The following is a 17,122-nucleotide window of genomic DNA, read 5'->3' on the forward strand; positions in this document are numbered from 1 at the left end:
GAGATGGCTTACGTTGCGGTATCCGGAGGCGGCGAGGCAATCGCGAACGCCGTCGATCTGGTACGGTATTACCGGTTGAAAGGTTCGGAGGATTCTCTCTCTACGGATCTGATCGAGAAGCAGCTGCGGCTGCTGATCGACAAGCTGATGAGCGAAGGCGGCTTGTACGCGCCGTCTTATGCGGCGCTCGCGCTGAAGCAGGCGGAGGGCGACCCGTTCGAAGCGGGATTCCTGCTGCGGGCTTTCCGTTCCACGCTGCAGCGCAATCATGTAACCGAGACGATCGACACGAGCGGGATGCGGGTCATTCGCCGAATCTCGTCCTCGTTCCGCGATATTCCCGGCGGGCAGATGCTGGGTCCGACTTACGATTATACGCACCGCCTGCTCGATTTCGCCCTGCGTCAAGAGGATGGGAACAGCGTGCGGGACTTTATCCGGCACTTCCTTTACGAGGGTGAAAAAGCCGAGTCGCCATTCGATGAGACGGGCGGCGGAGAGGCAAGCGTCCTCCCGAAAGTCATCGACTTGCTGCGGGACCAAGGATTAATGAAGCAGAAATCCGAGGCGGCCGAGGAGCCTCCTTACGATATTACGAGACAGAAGATCGTTTTCCCGCTCCCCCGTTCGGCACGGCTGCAAATGCTGGCCCGGGGCGAGACGGGGGCGATGACCGCCATCGCCTACAGCAGCATGCGCGGCTACGGCGCGGTGCATCCGACGATCGGCGAGCTGAGGGTCGGGTACGTCGACGTGTTCGTCCGCCATCCTTATTCCGAAGAAGGCGACGATTCGACTCTGTACATCGGCGAGGTTCTGGTGACGGAAGTCGAGTCGATCAATTCGTTCAAGAGCGATCCGGAGAGCGGCGACATCCAGTTCGCGATGGGATACGGCTTGCTCTTCGGCCAGAACGAGCTCAAAGGAATCTCGATGGCCATTCTGGAGCGGAGCCTGGAGATCGGCGGCGGCGCGCCGGCGCAGGACGAGGAGTTCGTGCTGTCCCATATCGACAGCGTCGAGTCGTCCGGCTTCGTGTCGCACCTGAAGCTGCCGCACTACATTACGTTCTCGTCGTCGCTGGACCGCATCCGGCAAGTTCGCCGCAACGCGCAGGAGAAGAAAGAGCAGGTGGAGCTGAAATGAACGCAGCCGTTCAGAACGAATCGCCCTATAACTTCGCCTTCCTGGATGAAGGCTCGAAGCGCGAGATTCGCCGCAAGACGTTAAAGGCGGTGGCGATTCCGGGCTACCAAGTGCCGTTCGCTTCCCGCGAGATGCCGATCGGACGCGGCTGGGGCACCGGCGGCCTGCAGCTTACGCTGTCGGTCATCGGCAAGACGGACACGGTGAAGGTAATCGACCAAGGAAGCGACGACAGCGTGAACGCCGTGAGCATTCGTCGTCTGATTCAAGACACGAGCGGCATCGACACGACGGAAGATACGGCGGAAGCGACGGTCATTCAGTCGCGGCACCGCATTCCCGAAGAGAAGCTGGATCGCCGTCAGATCCTGATTTTGCAAGTTCCGCAGCCCGAACCCCTTCGCAAAGTGGAGCGGAGCGAAAGGGTAACGAAGCGCATGCACGCCGAGATGGATTACAGCCCGATGTGGCTGACGCTGTACGAGAGCGTCGTCCGATACGACGCCATTACGATCGGAGCGGATTATCCGGTGATGGTGGAGGATCGCTACATGATGAATCCGACGCCGATCCCGAGATGGGACAATCCGAAGCTGCACCGGGCGGATCACCTGACCTTGTTCGGAGCGGGCCGGGAGAAGAAGATTTATGCCGTGCCCCCTCACACGAAGGTGGAATCGCTGCAGTTCGAGGATTACCGGTTCGAGAAGGAATCGTTCGCGGGGCTCGAGTGCCGGCATTGCGGAAGCACCGACACGTACCTGGACGAAGTGACGGATGAGCGCGGCCGCACGTTTCATCAATGCTCCGATACGGCATTCTGCCTGAAGCGGGCGGAAGGCAAGGAGGGCGGACAATGAACGGGAATGGGAACGAACTTGAACTTCTGCCGGTTGACGCCGGTTTCCGGGAGACGCCCCTTCTTCGGGTGGATCGGCTGGTCAAGCGGTTCGGCAAAGGCTGCGCCTATTGCCGGGAGACGGCCAATCTGATCGGCGGCGAGGAAGATCCGGAATCGACGCTGCCCAAGAACCGCTGTCCCGTGTGCGGCAGCGTAATCGCCTGCTCGGGCATCAGCTTCGATCTGTACCCCGGCGAGATTCTCGGGGTGGTCGGGGAGAGCGGCTCCGGCAAGAGCACGATGGTTCGCAGCCTCTATTTCGACGACGAAGTGACTTCGGGATCGATGACGATCTCCGATTATAAGGAAGGCAAGGCAAACCTGTTCGAAGCTTCGGCCCAGCAGAAGCGATACATTCGCAACCATCTGATGGGCATGGTGTACCAGAATCCGCACATGGGCCTGCGCATGAACTACTCCAGCAGCGGCAACATCGCGGAGAAGCTGTTCGCCGCCGGGAGCTTCCATGTCGGGAACATCCGCGGCAGGGCCGGCGAGCTGCTGGACCGCGTCGAGATTCCGCTGAACCGGATGGATGAGCCGCCCCGGAACTTCAGCGGGGGAATGCAGCAGCGCGTGCAAATCTCGAAGGCGCTGGCCAACCGCCCTCCGCTGCTTCTGCTCGACGAAGTGACGACGGGGCTGGACCTGTCGGTTCAGGCGCGGGTGCTGGACTTGATTCGCGGCATCCAGCAGGATCTCGGCGTGTCTATGATCGTCGTCTCGCACGACCTCGGGGTTATCCGCATGCTGTCCGACCGGACGATGGTGCTGAAGGAAGGCCGGGTCGTCGAGACCGGGCTGACCGATCAGATCCTGTAAGATCCGCAGCACCCGTATACGCAATTGCTGGTCCACTCCCTGCTGTAAGACCGTCCAATATCCGAGCAAAAGAGGGGATTCCCATTCTACAGGTAAGCCATCTGAGCAAACAGTTCGATCTGCGGATCGCCCGTCCGATGGAAGTGCGCCCCGTGCGCGACGTCTCGTTCGCGATGGAACCCGGCCAGTTCCTGGGCATTGCCGGGCCGAGCGGCATCGGCAAATCGACCATTCTGAAATGCATCTACCGCACTTATACGCCGTCTTCCGGCTCCATCGTCTACCAGTCGCAGCTGTTCGGCCCGCTCGATCTGGCGGCGGCCGGCGAGAGGACGATCACCCATCTTCGCAAGAACGAGATCGGCTACGTCTCGCAATTCTTAAGAGTCATCCCGCGGGTCAGCGCGACGGACGTGATCGCCGAGAGGCTTCTCGCCGTCGGAACCGACCGGCAGGAAGCCCGCTCGGCGGCGCAGACGATGCTCGGGCGGCTGAACATCTCCCGCGAGCTGTGGGACGGGTTTCCGGCGACGTTCAGCGGCGGCGAGCAGCAGCGGATCAATCTCGCGCGGGCGTTTATCGTCCGGCCGCGGCTCATGATTCTCGACGAGCCGACCGCTTCCCTGGACCGCCGCACGACCGAAGCCGTCATCGAACTGCTCCTCGATATGAAGCGCCAAGGGACGACGATGATCGGCGTCTTCCACGATTGGGAAGTGATGGAGAGGCTGGCCGACCGCATCCTGGAGCTGGACGGAGCGGGATCCGCCCGGCTGCGGAACGCGAACGCGGCGACCTCGGAGGGAGGCGTTCAGCATGGGTAAGATCACGGTCATCAACGGGGCGCGGATCGTGACTCCCGACGGGGTCGTCGAGAACGGAACGATGGTCGTCAAAGAGAACGTCATCGCCGAGATCGGCGCGACGCGCCGAATGGGCGATACCACGATCGAAGCGGAAGGCAGATGGGTGCTTCCGGGCATCGTCGATTCGCACAGCGACGCGATCGAGCACGAGATGTTCCCGCGCCCGACGAGCTACTTTCCGCTCGAGACGTCCTTCTACGAATTGGAGCGCAAGCTGGTCGGGCAAGGCATTACGACGATCTATCACTCGCTCAGCATGTGGGGAGACGAGCGCCGTTCGGGCTCTCAGCGCAACGAGGCGCGCCGCAACGAAGCGGTGTTCGAGTATATCAAACGGATCTGCCGGCTTCGCGAAGAACGCCGCATGATCCGGCACAACGTGCATCTTCGTTACGAGATGACGAATATCGACGGACTGCCGTACGTCCGGAACATCCTGGAACAGGGCTGCATCGATCAGCTGTCGTTCATGGACCATACGCCCGGGCAAGGGCAATACCGCGACTCCGCCATCCAGCTTAACTTCATTATGGAGAAGCAGAATAAGAACCGGGATGAAGCGATGGCGATGCTGGAGATGCGCAAATCGTTTCCGAAGACGGACGAAGCCAGCCTGTTGGAGCTGGCCGCCTTGGCGCGGGCCAAAGGCATTCCGCTCGCCTCGCACGACGACGATTCGATAGAGAAGCTGGATCGGGTGACGGAGTGGCAAGCCGTCATCAGCGAGTTCCCGGTCGACCTGGAGGTGGCGGTCGAAGCGAAGAGACGCGGACTCTACACGGTGATGGGAGCGCCCAATGTGCTGCTCGGACGGTCGCACAGCAACAATCTGTCCGCTCTGGAGGCGATCGGAGAAGGAGTCGTCGATATTCTCTGCTCCGATTATTACCCGCCGGCGATGCTTCAGGCCGTATTCGCCCTGCATCGGCTCGGATACGAGCTGCCCTATGCCGTGAACATGGTATCGCTCAACCCGGCCCGGGCGCTCGGCATCGATTCCCGCACGGGATCGCTGGAAGTCGGCAAAGAGGCGGATCTGCTGCTCGTGAACGAGCACAGCGGGAAGCCTTTTATCGAGAAGGTCTGGGCCGGCGGAGAGCTGGTCTGTCAGATGTCCTGCCAGTTGGGCACGGCATTGGCCGCCCGGTGACGGAAGGAGGAGCCGCGGATGAAGGGAAGAGGAACCGGAGTCAGCATTGCGCCGGATGACGCGGTCGCCAAACCGGATTTATTGAAGGGAAAGCTCGACAAAGCGCAAGCGCTCGGATTCGATACGGTGGAGCTGCCGGTGCACGGGATGCGCGTCATCGTCAACGGACGCCTGGACGAGAAGCGGCTGGACGGCTATGCGCGGCTGTTGTCGCGCTATCCGTTCCGCTATGCCATGCATGCTCCGTTCTCGATCAACCTGTTCGATTCGGAGGAAGGAACCGAGCATTTCACGCTGCTGCTGCAATCGATTCGCGTCTGCGGGGCGATCGGCGCGGATACGCTCGTCTATCATCCCGGAAGATACGTCGCGGAGGAGCAGCTGCCTTACAAGGACGCGTGGCCCCGTCTTACGGGAGAAGACAAGGCGCGGCTGCTGGAGCGGGAGCGGGACTTCATGCGGCGGGCCGGCGATGCGGCCGGGAAGGTGGACGTTCGCATCGGCATGGAGAACATGAGGCCTTATCTGGATTGCGGCGATTATTGCTATTCGACCGACCCGGCGCTGCTTGCCGGGCAGCTCGAGAGAATCGCCCATCCCCAGATCGGGATCACGCTGGACGTCGGTCATCTGCATCTGGCGATGAAGAGCCTTCCGTACGGGCTGGAAGAAGCGTTATCGAGCATCCGGCCTTATATCATGCACATGCACCTTCATGACAACTTCGGCAAGCCGACGTTTTCCCTGGAGAAAAACCAGTACGATCTCCTGCCGGTCGGGCGGGGGGATATGCACATGCCGATCGGACTCGGTGACGTTCCGATGGACCGCATCGCCCGCTTGCTGGGAGGAGAGATCGACGGTTACTTGATCCACGAGCTGCGGCCGATGTACGAGGATGAATGGCCGAAGCTGGCGGAGCGCCTTCGCGAGGCTACGTTCGGGGCGGCGGTTCGCCGTCCGCCGATCGAACTCGCGGGAAACGCGGGCGGCGCCTGAGAAGGGCTTGGCCGGACGAAAGAAGAAGCTTGGGGCGCTTGGCGCCCCTCTTGCTTTACCCCTTCATTTTTCTCATGATTCTCATACTTGTCAGGCTTTTTTGCGACATGTGTGAGGGTGGACTTAGTTTCGACAAATAATGAAAGCGTTTAATTTTCGACCTTTTTCACTACGTCATTCCGTAGATTAGAAAATTTTCTAAAAGGGAAAAGGAGCCCCGACTGAGCTATTAGTCCTATAGAAGCCCGCCTTTGGGTGAGTACCGGGAGGAAAAATAAGGGAAAAATCGACTCGGATCGCCCGCCGTTATTTTCAACGGACTTTCAGAGTTTAATAGGTTCCGATCGATTTTCGCTTCGATCCGACATTAAGACCAAGGTCACAAACCGACGCATCGTGACCCCATTTTATAAATCGGTACTCCCGTAGTATGTCCATGTTCCTCTCTTCAAGGTATGTTGAAATAAATACCGCTGCACAGAAATGAGGGAAGTTGAAGAAAATATTTGAAAATTCTCATATTCTGTGAGAGTAGTGATGAGAGAAAGGTGATGAATGAAGGATGGCTATGCAGAGTGGTTTGGAACCGTATGTTCTGTTTGAGGAGCGTCACCGGATTGCCGAAGAACTCCATGATCGCATTGGTCCGCATCTTTTCGGCATCGCCTGCGCCGTTCATTCCGCCCAGCAGGATGTGGACTGCATGACGGATGAGCAACTGCGGGAGCAACTGCGTGCGATTCAGGAGTCGGCCATCGCAGCTTCCCGGGAGCTAAGGGCGGCGATATACGGCCTGAGTCTGTCGGAGAAAGGCGGATTGTCGTGGATCGGAAGCGTAGAGTCCCTGCTGGCCACCCAAGCCAGGCTGAACGGCGTCCGAATCCGTTTCCGCGCTCCCGACTCCGACCGTCGACTTTCCGTTCATCATCAAAAAGCGTTATACCGAATCATCTCCGAGGCGGTCGGCAACGCCATCCGTCATGGAGCCTGCACCATCGTGGAAGTGAAGCTGACGATGCGTCGCAGCGCCGTCACCTTGAGGATCTCGGATAACGGTACGGGATTCGACGAACGCACGGGGCAGCCGCGTCCCAAAAATTCCGGCTTCGGGCTGGGCAACATGAAGGCTCTCGCTTCATCGCTCGGCGGCAATCTTCAAATCGACAGCAGCATCGGGGAAGGAACGCGCATCGTCGTCAGGCTGCCGCTCGACGAAGCGCATGATGGAACCGGGCCAAACTAATAAGAACGGGGTGATCGTATGAAAATCATCATTGTGGATGACCACCCTCTCGTTCGCGAAGGATTAATATCCATTTTGGCCAAAGAAGAAGGGATCGAGTTCGTCGGAGAGTCCGAGACGATTCAGGAAGCGACGGAACTGATCGAGAGAACGAAGCCGGATCTCGCCATCGTGGATGTCAAATTGGGCAACGAATCCGGCTATGACCTGGTAGGGATGCTCCGCCATCTTCCATGCCACTTTATGATGCTTACTTCCTCAGCGACGGAAGCGGACATTCGGAGAGCGGAGGAGTGCGGCGCCGACGGCTTCGTGCTCAAGGAAGCGGCGCCGGAAGAACTGCTTCTGGCCATCCGAATGATCGGCAGAGGGCGCAAATATTTCGATCAAAGTCTTCTGGGCACCTTGCTGCGCAAAGACTACGACGATCCCCTCGAGAAGTTGACCCCGAAAGAAAAAGAGGTGCTTCGCGGGCTAGGCGAAGGATTGTCGAACGGCGCCATGGCGAAAAAGCTTGTCATCAGCGAATTTACGGTCAAGAAGCACGTCAGCCGCATTTTCCAAAAGTTGAACCTGAACGATCGCACGCAAGCGGCCCTGTTCGCCCAGGCTCAGGGGCTGAGCGGCTACTCTCCCCTGGACAAGCTGAAGGAAGGCAGCTCCGTCTAACCGCATGGTACGAAAGTATACCTTCAGCAGCTACGAAAGCGGCAGGGTGATATGCTTCCGAAGAAGAAGCAAAATCATCCTGCCGCGTAATAGTTTTAGGTAACGCGCACGTTTTATAATAGAAGCATAACGAAGAGGAGAACGGCCTCCCGGCAACGGGGAAAGAGCCGTTCAGGCAACGTTCGCCCTAAAATTAATCAGAAAATTCTGATATCTGGAGGAAATCTCTTTGGAATTACAACGGTATTGGAGCATCGTCCAGAGAAGAATTTGGCTGATCGCGCTCGTCATTGTCGTCGTCTGCGGAGTCGCGGGCCTCTATGCGAGCCGCATGACGAAGCCGGAATATCAAGCGACCGTGCAGCTGATGGTCAACTCGAACGATACATCGGGCAAGCCCCAAACGGAGCCGAATTCGGAAGCGATCAGTTCCAGCATCCTGCTCATCAAGACGTATAAGCAAATCATGACCACCCCGAGAATCTTGAACAAGGTCGTGGAGCAATATCCCGATCTCCATACGACGGCCGGAGAACTCGGAGCCAAGCTCAGCGTCGCTTCCGCCAGCGAAACGCAGCTCATGTCGGTCACCGTAACGGATTCCTCCTATGTCCGGGCGGCGAAGCTGGCGAATGCGGTATCGGCCACGTTCCAGACGGAGATTCGCGCGCTGATGAAGCTGGACAACGTGTCCGTACTCAACTGGGCGGACCCGGCGGAGAAGCACGGATCGATCTCGTCCAGCCCGACCAAGATCGTCGCGATCGCGTTCATCTTGTCTCTCATGATCGGCGTCGGACTCGCCTTTCTGCTGGACCGTATGGACGATTCGGTCAAGACTGACCGGGATGTCGCAAGATTGGGCCTGTCTCTGCTTGCGGACGTGCCGAGAATGAGGCGGCGCGATCTGGGCGATCGCGTCGACCTCCAGAAGCCGACAAGCGCACCGGGGAGGAAAAGTCATGTCACGTTGGATGCGTAAGCGAGGGATCGTTGCCGGAACGAATCCGAAATCGCCCGCGGCCGAGATGTATCGGAGATTGCGAACGGGCATCGAGATGGCGGGCCGAGACGGCGGAGCGAAGACGATCGCGATCGCGTCGGCGGAACCCGGCGAAGGGAAGAGCACCGCTTCCGCCAATCTGGCGATTGCGTACGCACAGGCGAACCGGAACGTGCTGCTGCTCGATTCGGATTTGAGATCTCCCGTTCTTCACCGGATCTTCGAGCTGGAGAACGACAGAGGCTTAAGCACGGCGCTGTCCGGGCGTTGCGGAATCAACGAGATCATCCGGACGTCGGAATTCGACGGACTTGAAGTGGTCTGTTCCGGTCCGACCCCCTCCAATCCGACCGAGCTGCTGGATTCGGCGGCGATGGAGGAACTGCTCGAGGAAGCGAAGCGGCGGTACGACATCGTCATCCTCGACACGCCGTCGATGGCGGCAGGCGCGGACGCTCTGATCGTGGCCGACAAATGCGACGGCGCGGTGCTCGTCGTCCGCCGGGGCAAAACGAAGTTCGATGCGGCCGCGAAGGCGAAGGAAACGCTGGAATCCGGACGGGTCAAAGTGATCGGCGCGGTCTTCAATCAGACAAGCCGCTGACGCGAGTCGGCGTTAATCCCGGAAGGGAAGGAAATGTCTCCTGCTCCTTTATCACCGGAGGCACTCGGCCATGCTGTGGGTCAAACAGACCTTAGACGTTCATCGTCAAGGGTGTGGCGTGAGGGCGGGTTCGATGCCCATTTTTATTTGATACAGAAAAAGATGACCTGTAAAAGGCGGCGCCGGGGCGGGAAAAATGATCCGCCCGCAAGGCGCCGTCTTTTTATCGGTCCTACTAGATGGGGTGAGAGCGAATGAAAAAAGTGCGGAAAGCGATTATTCCCGCTGCTGGCTTGGGAACCCGTTTCTTGCCCGCCACCAAGGCGATGCCCAAAGAAATGCTGCCGATCGTCGATAAGCCGACGATCCAGTACATCGTCGAAGAAGCGATCGAATCCGGGATTGAGGACATCATCGTCGTCACCGGCAAAGGAAAACGGGCGATCGAGGACCATTTCGACATCGCTTTTGAACTGGAACACACGCTGGAAGAGAAGGGCAAGTTCGATCTTCTGAACAAAGTCCAGCAATCGTCCAACGTCGAGATTCACTACATCCGGCAGAAAGAAGCCAAAGGCCTCGGACATGCCGTATGGTGCGCGCGCAACTTTATCGGCAACGAGCCGTTCGCCGTACTGCTCGGCGACGACATCGTGCAGTCCGAAACGCCGTGCACGCAGCAGCTGATCCGCCAGTACGAGCTGACGGGACGGCCTGTCGTCGGCGTTCAAGCCGTAGGCACGGATCAGACGAGCCGTTACGGTATTCTGGACCCGATCGAGAAGCGCGGCCGGCTGTACAAGGTTCGCCGCTTCGTGGAGAAGCCTCCGCAAGGAACGGCGCCGTCGAACCTGGCCATCATGGGACGCTATGTGCTGACGCCCGAAATCTTCGAGCATCTGGGCAAGCTGGAAGCCGGAGCGGGCGGAGAAATTCAATTGACGGACGCGATTCAGAAGCTGAACGAAGAGGTCGGCGCCTACGCGTACGATTTCGAAGGCATGCGTTACGATGTCGGGGAGAAGCTCGGATTTATCCTGACGACAGTCGATTTCGCGCTTCGCAACGAAGAGCTGAAGTACAGTCTGATGAATCATCTGGAAGAGCTTCTTTGGCGCGAGAAAGTGAGTGGCGGCCATGGCCCTGCGGTATGAACGGGAAACGGCCAGCCAGGTGGCGGAGTTCGAGCAAACGCGGCTTGAAGCGCAGGGCGGCGGCAATATGGCGTTCTACGGCGCCGCCAAACGAACGATGGACGTCGCAGGCTCCCTTTGCGGCCTGATCGTGCTCTCGCCGGTGTTTACCGTCGTCGCCCTGCTCATCAAGCTGGACGATCCGAAGTCTCCGGTGATGTTCTCGCAAACGCGGATCGGCAAGAACGCGAAGCCCTTCCGAATGTACAAATTTCGCTCCATGGTTCCCGATGCGGAGAAGAAGCTGGAGCAGCTGCTGAGCCAGAACGAAATCAAAGGCGCGATGTTCAAGATGAAGGACGATCCGCGGATCACCAAGATCGGACGGTTCATCCGGAAGACGAGCATCGACGAGCTGCCGCAGCTGTTCAACGTGCTCAAAGGAGAGATGTCGCTGGTCGGCCCCCGGCCGCCGCTGCCGAGGGAGGTGGCGGAATACACGGAATACGACAAGCTCCGGCTGACGGTTCATTCGGGCTGTACCGGCCTATGGCAAGTCAACGGCCGCAACGAGCTCAGCTTCGAACAGATGGTGGAGCTTGATCTGCAGTACATTCGGCAAAGAAGCATTTGGGGGGATTTGAAGATCATATTTCGTACTTTCAAGCTGCTGCTTGGAGCGAAGGACGCTTTTTGATCTATAACGAAAGTATAAGTTTCCCGGGGTCCCCGCAAAGTACCTGAGCATGCTTCGAAGCCAAGCCCCGCTTTGCGGGGTTATTTAACAGACGGGGTGGGGACAGATGAAGAAAATACTGTTTATTACGAACCGGCTGCCGTTTCCCGCCACGGACGGGCGGAAGAACATGCTGCTGCAGTATATCCGGCACATGAAGGAAATCTATCCGGACAGCGAGATCGTCAACTTGTCGTTCATAGACGATCCGAAATACATGCGGCACCGTCCGCCGGAGATCGGCCGGCTTGCGGACTTGAAGCTGCCGGGCATGGTCGAGAAGCTGTACAACGTCCTCGTTCATTCGCTGATCCGCAGAAGATGGCCGCTGCAGGTCTCCGCCTATTACAGCCGGAAGACGCATCGGCAGATCCGCGAGTTTATCCGGGAGGAACAGCCGGATTTCGTTCTCTACGACATGGTCAGGGTAGCGGAGTATTGGTCGGAAGGAAAAGGCCGGACGGTGCTCAGCTACGACGATCTGCTGTCGCGCCGGTATAAGCGGCAGCTCGATTGGTTCCAGTACATTCCGTCCATTCTCGGAGGCTTCTCGAACAAGCTGCCCGGAAGTCTCAAGCGGTTCGCGGAGCTCAAATTCGTGCAGAAACGGCTGATCGCCTTCGAGAGCGAGATGCTGCGCCGTTACGAGAAGAAGGTGGCCGATCATTTCGATCATCTGATCTTTACCTCCCCCGCCGAAGCTCTGGATTTCCGGGAAGTGACCCGCCACGATTCCTGCCACGGCATTCCGATGAAGGTCGAGCCGGACGCGCACGCGCGAGGCTCCCGCCGTTACGACCCCAACAAGCTCGTATTCGTCGGCAAGATGGACATCCCGCACAACAGCTCCGCGGCCGTTTATTTCTGCGAGCGGATCTGGCCGCGCATCAAGCGCGAAATGCCGGACGCGGCGTTCTACATCGTCGGGAAAAACCCGACCGCCGAGGTGCGGCAGCTGCAGAGCAAGTATCCGGGCGTGGTCGTGACCGGCGAGGTGGACGACGTCAAGCGGATCGTCCGCGATTCCGCGCTCATGGTAGCGCCTCTGCTGTTCGGAACCGGAATCAAGACGAAGATTCTCGAAGCGATGTCCTGGGGAGTGCCGGTCGTAACCAACCGAATCGGAAGCGAGGGGCTTGACGTTCATCATGGAGAAGATCTCTTCATCTGCGACTCGGAAGACGAGATGGTGAGGAGCGTCATTCTTCTGATGGGAGACAAGGAAACGAACGACCATCTGTCGGGCAATTCGATCCGGTACGTGTCGAGCCGGTTCAGCGGCCCCGCCACCCGCAAGAACATGGAGTTGATCTTATCTTAGCAGCCGAACGCAATCTGATGCCCGGACGGGCCATGGGAAGCGACGCCGTCAACAAGACGATCGTCGCTTTGTTCTTGTGCTCGCTGGCGGTCTTCACCTACGACAGCTTGCCGTACTTTCAGTTCTCGGTCTATCGCCCGCTCGCCATGTTTCCGATGTTCGCCGCCTCCGTGCTGCTGCTGTTTACCGACTTCCGGTTCCGGCGGGGAGATTCGCTGCTCATGCTCTTCGCCGCTTACAGCGTCGGGCATTCGCTGCTGGCTTCGATCGGGAACGGCGACACGGGCAGCAGCATCAAGCATACGGTGACGCTGCTGTTCGGGCTGTCGATTTATCGGGTAACCGTCTATGTAGGCAAGCTGGCGAAGGAGGACGGGGAGCTGCGGAGGCGGATCGTCCAATGCTTGCTGATCGGCTTCATCCCGCCTTTGGCGGCGGGGCTGCTGCAGGCGGCGGACGCGTATCTGCTTCACAGCGGCTTCTCCGGGACGGTAACCGGACTGTTCTCGGAGAAGGTATACCGCGGACGGATTCAGATGCTGTCGGGGGAACCGTCGTGGGCCGGCATCCATCTGCTCAGCGGCGGGCTGCTGCTGCTTTATCTCTACGGAAAAGGATTCCGGAAGCAGCTCCTCCTTCCGCTGTCCGGCGTCGGATTGCTTCTGGTCATTTCATTCTCGGCCTACGCCTATAGCGTGCTGCTGCTGGCGCTGCTCGTCTACGTGTTCGTCGCGAACAAGTATCGGGGGCGAATGCTGCTCGCGCTGGGCGCCATCGTTCTGGTCGTGGCGGTGGGCGTGCCGTATCTGCTGCAGACGCTCCATGTCAGCGGCTATTTCACCGACCGGTTCCAATTCAACTTCAACCACCTGCTCAAGGCCGACAATTCGGTATTCATCCGGGTCGTATTTCCGGCCATCGGCTTTCTCGAGTTTGCGCAGCATCCGATCTTCGGGGTCGGGGGCGGCTTTTATTACCGCGACTTCGCGAATCTTCTCCTTCAGCATTTCGATTACGGCATGAAGTTCTCGGAGGTCAGAGATCTCGTGAACCTTCATCCCGAGATGGTGACCTCGCGCAATCTTTGGTCCAAGCTGTTCGCGGAAGAAGGAATGATAGGCGTCATTTTGTTTTTCGGATTCATGGCTTCGGCATTGCGAAGCTCGCGAGCGGCTCCGTTCGCCCAATTCGCGTTTGCGTTATGCGTTTCGCTGGTCATGAATTTCGATTCCTACTCCTTCGTGGACTTCTGGCTGCTGATCGGCTTCATTCGGTGCGGATTTTTCGAGGGATGGCAGGCCGGACAGGCGGAGCGGCAGGAAACGCAAGACGGGAAGGAGTGGCAACGAACCGCATGAGAATCGTCATCGTGAGCAGCTTATACACGCCTCACATTATCGGCGGGGCGGAAATATCGACGCAAATCTTGGCGGAAGCGCTCGTCCCGGTTGCGGACGTTCACGTGATGACCTTGGGAGGGCATCGAAGCGGAAGCGTTCGGAAGGAAACGATCGCGGGCGTCACCGTGCACCGGCTTCCGCACCATAATCTGTACTGGATCGGCGAGTCGAAAGGGAAGGGCGTGCTGCCGAAGACCGTTCGCAGGCTGGTCGATCTGTACAATCCGCGGATCATCGGCGCCGCGGGGAAGCTGCTGCGGGAGCTGCGGCCGGATCTGATTCATACCCAGAACCTGTCGGGCTTCGGCCCCGGCGTCTGGACGGCGAGCGCCGGCGCGCCGATCCTGCATACGCTGCGGGACTATTCGCTGCTCTCGCCGGTCAGTTCGCCGCTCGGCAACCCGGCGCTGGCGAAGCTTTACGCGATGACGTCCGGCGGGTTCAGCAAACGGGTCGCGGCGGTCGTCGGCATTTCGGGGCATATTCTGAAGCGCCACACGGACGCCGGACTGTTCTCGAAGGCGGCGAGGCTGGTCATTCCGAACGCGGTGGAGGGCAGGATCGCCGCCGCGGACAAGGACTTCGACCGCAAGCCGCTGCGCATCGGCTACTTCGGCCGGATCGAGCCGGAGAAGGGCGTTCGCGAGATGATCGAAGCCGCGCGGATGCTTCCGCCGGACGTCGTGGAGAGCGTGGTCATCTGTGGAGAGGGAAGCCAGCGGGAGGAGCTTGCGGCAAGCTGCCGTCAGGATAACCGCTTCCGGTTCCCCGGCAAAGTGAAGCCGGAGGAAGCCCGCCGTCTCATGGCGGAGATGGACGCGAACTTCGTCCCGTCCATCTGGGAGGAGCCGTTCGGCCGGGTCATCATCGAGTCGTACCAGGTCGGAACGCCGGTGTACGCTTCGGCCGTGGGCGGCATCCCAGACGCCGTCGCAAGCCCGGACGAATTTCTGTTCCGGCCGGGAAGCGCGACCGCCATTCGAGATAAAATCATGGCTTACCACGTCAAGTCCGCGGAACAGAAACGGCGGATTCAGGCGGCCTGCCTGGAGCACTGCCGGAAGTTCACCCAGGCCTCGCTCCTGGAGCGGCATTTGGAGCTGTACGCCAGGACGCTGTCCGGCGGCGGCGATTACGCGGTTTCGGCCGCATACGGGCAGGTGCAGTAGATGAGCGAGAAGACCGTTTATATGTGGCCCAAGATCAGTCCGCACAACAAGTATACGGAGCTGCTCTCGCGCTCGATCGAGCGGCGCGGGCTCCGGGTCGCGCATTACGACCGCAAGGCGATGTTCAAGCCGGGCAAGGGGGACATCGTTCATATGCATTGGCCGAGCTACACGTATCAGGCGTCGGTCTTCCCGCTTACGCTGGCGAAATCGCTGTTTTTCATGGCGCTGCTTTACGCCTACAAGAGCAGGGGAGTGCGGCTGTACTGGACGATCCATAATATCTGGCCCCATAACGGCAAGTCGCGCTGGGACGCTCTCATGCGAAGGAGGCTGCTCCGGCTGTGCGACTCGGCGTTCGTGCTGAGCGACTCGGTCCGGCGGGAAGCCGCCGCCGCGTTCGGGACCCGCGAGGACCGGCTGGTCGTTACGCCGCACGGCCATTACGTGGGCGCATACTCCGGCCGCGGGACGGATATCCGTTCCCGGTTCGGCATTCCGAGGGACCGGTTCCTCTTTCTCTTCATCGGCCGAATCAACCCTTACAAAGGCGTCGATCGGCTGATCGAGGCTTATCGCCGGCTGGAGCCCGGAACGGGAGCCTTGCTCATCGCGGGACAAGCCGATTCGGGCTACCCTCTCGAATCGCTCGCTGCCGGCGACGACTCGATCAAGGTGCATCCCGAGTTCGTGGACGACGGCGAGCTGAGCGACTTTATGGAGGCGGCCGATGCGGTCGTGCTGCCTTACCGGCAGATTACGACGTCCGGCAGCGCCATTCTGGCCTTGTCCTACAAAAAACCGGTCGTCGCGCCGAGACTCGGCTCGCTCGGCGAGTACGTGTCCGAGGGCTGCGGCGTCCTGTACGACCCCGACGATCCGGACGGGCTGCGCAAGGCTCTCCTCGAGGCCGCGAAGCTGGACAAGGAAGAGACGGAGAAGCGAATTGAGGCGAAGCTCGGAGAACTGGACTGGGACCGGATCGCCGGCAAGATGATGCGCGTCTACGACGGTTCGGCGGACGGTTCGGCGCGGCAAGAGGTGAGAGCATGAGGGCGTCGGTTGCGATCTGTACCCACAATCGGGCCGCGGACTTGCGCGAAGCGCTGCTCAGCCTGTTGTCGCAGCGGCTGGAGGATTCGTTCGAAGTGATCGTGGTGGACAACGGCTCCACCGACGCGACGAAACAGACCGTTCGGGAGTTTCAGCAATCCGTAAGCTTTCCGGTTCGCTATATTTTCGAAGAACGGCTGGGCCTCTCCGTCGCCCGGAACCGCGCCATCCGCGAAGCGCGGGGCGAATACGTGCTCTTTCTCGACGACGACGCGATCGCTTGCGAGGATTGGGTCGGCGAGATCGTCTCGGTGTTCGACATGGACCCGGAGATCGGCTGCGTCGGGGGCAAGATCGACCCCGTCTGGGAAGGGGGGGCGCCTGCCTGGCTGCCTCCGGAAAATCGGACGCTTTATACCATTCTTGACTACGCGGACGACATTGTGGAGATGCAAAGGCCCGCGATTCCGTTCGGCGCCAACGTGGCGTTCCGCAAATCGGTGTTCGAGACGACCGACTTGTTCCGGGAAGACTTGGGCCGGGTCGGAAGCAACCTGCTCTCCAGCGAGGAGAGCGAGCTGATCGAACGGGTTCGCGGCCGCTATACGGTCTACTATTCTCCGTACGCATCGGTGCAGCACAAAATTCCGCGAAGCCGCATCAGCCGGCGCTGGCTCATTCGCCGCATCTATTGGCAGGGAGTCAGCAGCGCGGTCGGCTCGCATCGCAAATCGGGCATCTTCGTCCGGTCGATGCTGAAGGTGCCGCTGTTCGTCCTGCTCTCGATTCCGTTTTTGTACGACAGGAGGCGGGTATTCCGCAACATCAGCCGCATCGCATACAACAACGGGCTGATCCGGGGCGTGCTGCGAGCGCATCAATGAACAAAATCGGACGGTAAGGAAGT

At 59.6% G+C, this 17,122-nt stretch carries 17 protein-coding genes; all 17 read left to right on the top strand.

The features are described from left to right. Positions 1-3 precede the first annotated feature (3 nt). On the top strand, positions 4-1,146 hold the full coding sequence (locus H7C18_RS29730; RefSeq protein WP_185132756.1) for a carbon-phosphorus lyase complex subunit PhnI: 1,143 nt from the start codon (positions 4-6) through the stop codon (positions 1,144-1,146). Next, entirely contained in the window at positions 1,143-2,006 is an 864-nt protein-coding gene (locus H7C18_RS29735) for an alpha-D-ribose 1-methylphosphonate 5-phosphate C-P-lyase PhnJ (RefSeq protein WP_185132757.1), read from the top strand. The genes H7C18_RS29730 and H7C18_RS29735 overlap by 4 nt, the downstream gene beginning before the upstream one ends. Beyond that, the gene (locus H7C18_RS29740; RefSeq protein WP_185132758.1) at positions 2,003-2,869 is read left to right on the top strand and encodes an ATP-binding cassette domain-containing protein; all 867 of its coding nucleotides are present in this window, start codon (positions 2,003-2,005) and stop codon (positions 2,867-2,869) included. The genes H7C18_RS29735 and H7C18_RS29740 overlap by 4 nt, the downstream gene beginning before the upstream one ends. A gap of 83 nt (positions 2,870-2,952) precedes the next feature. Continuing rightward, positions 2,953-3,693: a phosphonate C-P lyase system protein PhnL gene (gene phnL / locus H7C18_RS29745; RefSeq protein WP_337913928.1), complete on the top strand. Its 741-nt coding sequence runs from the start codon at positions 2,953-2,955 to the stop codon at positions 3,691-3,693. Continuing rightward, positions 3,686-4,885, top strand: a complete 1,200-nt coding sequence (locus H7C18_RS29750; RefSeq protein WP_185132759.1) for an alpha-D-ribose 1-methylphosphonate 5-triphosphate diphosphatase — start codon at positions 3,686-3,688, stop codon at positions 4,883-4,885. The genes phnL and H7C18_RS29750 overlap by 8 nt, the downstream gene beginning before the upstream one ends. An 18-nt stretch (positions 4,886-4,903) precedes the next feature. Further along, the gene (locus H7C18_RS29755; protein WP_185132760.1) at positions 4,904-5,884 is read left to right on the top strand and encodes a sugar phosphate isomerase/epimerase family protein; all 981 of its coding nucleotides are present in this window, start codon (positions 4,904-4,906) and stop codon (positions 5,882-5,884) included. 568 nt (positions 5,885-6,452) lie between these two features. Further along, a complete protein-coding gene (locus tag H7C18_RS29760; protein ID WP_238358064.1) occupies positions 6,453-7,127 on the top strand; it encodes a sensor histidine kinase in 675 nt (224 codons plus the stop codon). 18 nt (positions 7,128-7,145) lie between these two features. Then, positions 7,146-7,796: a response regulator gene (locus H7C18_RS29765; RefSeq protein WP_185132762.1), complete on the top strand. Its 651-nt coding sequence runs from the start codon at positions 7,146-7,148 to the stop codon at positions 7,794-7,796. A gap of 229 nt (positions 7,797-8,025) precedes the next feature. Further along, positions 8,026-8,778 carry a YveK family protein gene (locus H7C18_RS29770; RefSeq protein ID WP_185132763.1) on the top strand — a complete coding sequence of 251 codons (753 nt, stop codon included), beginning with the start codon at positions 8,026-8,028 and terminating at the stop codon, positions 8,776-8,778. Beyond that, positions 8,759-9,403: a CpsD/CapB family tyrosine-protein kinase gene (locus H7C18_RS29775; RefSeq protein ID WP_185132764.1), complete on the top strand. Its 645-nt coding sequence runs from the start codon at positions 8,759-8,761 to the stop codon at positions 9,401-9,403. The genes H7C18_RS29770 and H7C18_RS29775 overlap by 20 nt, the downstream gene beginning before the upstream one ends. Positions 9,404-9,657: 254 nt before the next feature. Beyond that, positions 9,658-10,557: a UTP--glucose-1-phosphate uridylyltransferase GalU gene (gene galU / locus H7C18_RS29780; RefSeq protein WP_185132765.1), complete on the top strand. Its 900-nt coding sequence runs from the start codon at positions 9,658-9,660 to the stop codon at positions 10,555-10,557. Continuing rightward, entirely contained in the window at positions 10,541-11,233 is a 693-nt protein-coding gene (locus H7C18_RS29785; protein WP_185132766.1) for a sugar transferase, read from the top strand. The genes galU and H7C18_RS29785 overlap by 17 nt, the downstream gene beginning before the upstream one ends. 106 nt (positions 11,234-11,339) lie before the next feature. Next, positions 11,340-12,593: a glycosyltransferase gene (locus H7C18_RS29790; RefSeq protein ID WP_185132767.1), complete on the top strand. Its 1,254-nt coding sequence runs from the start codon at positions 11,340-11,342 to the stop codon at positions 12,591-12,593. A 17-nt stretch (positions 12,594-12,610) separates the two neighbouring features. Continuing rightward, positions 12,611-13,951 carry an O-antigen ligase domain-containing protein gene (locus H7C18_RS29795; RefSeq protein ID WP_185132768.1) on the top strand — a complete coding sequence of 447 codons (1,341 nt, stop codon included), beginning with the start codon at positions 12,611-12,613 and terminating at the stop codon, positions 13,949-13,951. Then, a complete protein-coding gene (locus H7C18_RS29800; protein ID WP_185132769.1) occupies positions 13,948-15,162 on the top strand; it encodes a glycosyltransferase family 4 protein in 1,215 nt (404 codons plus the stop codon). Before H7C18_RS29795 ends, H7C18_RS29800 begins: the two co-directional genes overlap by 4 nt. Continuing rightward, entirely contained in the window at positions 15,163-16,215 is a 1,053-nt protein-coding gene (locus H7C18_RS29805; RefSeq protein WP_185132770.1) for a glycosyltransferase family 4 protein, read from the top strand. Further along, the gene (locus H7C18_RS29810) at positions 16,212-17,099 is read left to right on the top strand and encodes a glycosyltransferase (protein ID WP_185132771.1); all 888 of its coding nucleotides are present in this window, start codon (positions 16,212-16,214) and stop codon (positions 17,097-17,099) included. Before H7C18_RS29805 ends, H7C18_RS29810 begins: the two co-directional genes overlap by 4 nt. Positions 17,100-17,122 lie beyond the last annotated feature (23 nt).

Source organism: Cohnella zeiphila, assembly GCF_014212055.1.
Classification (GTDB): Bacteria; Bacillota; Bacilli; order Paenibacillales; family Paenibacillaceae; genus Cohnella; species Cohnella zeiphila.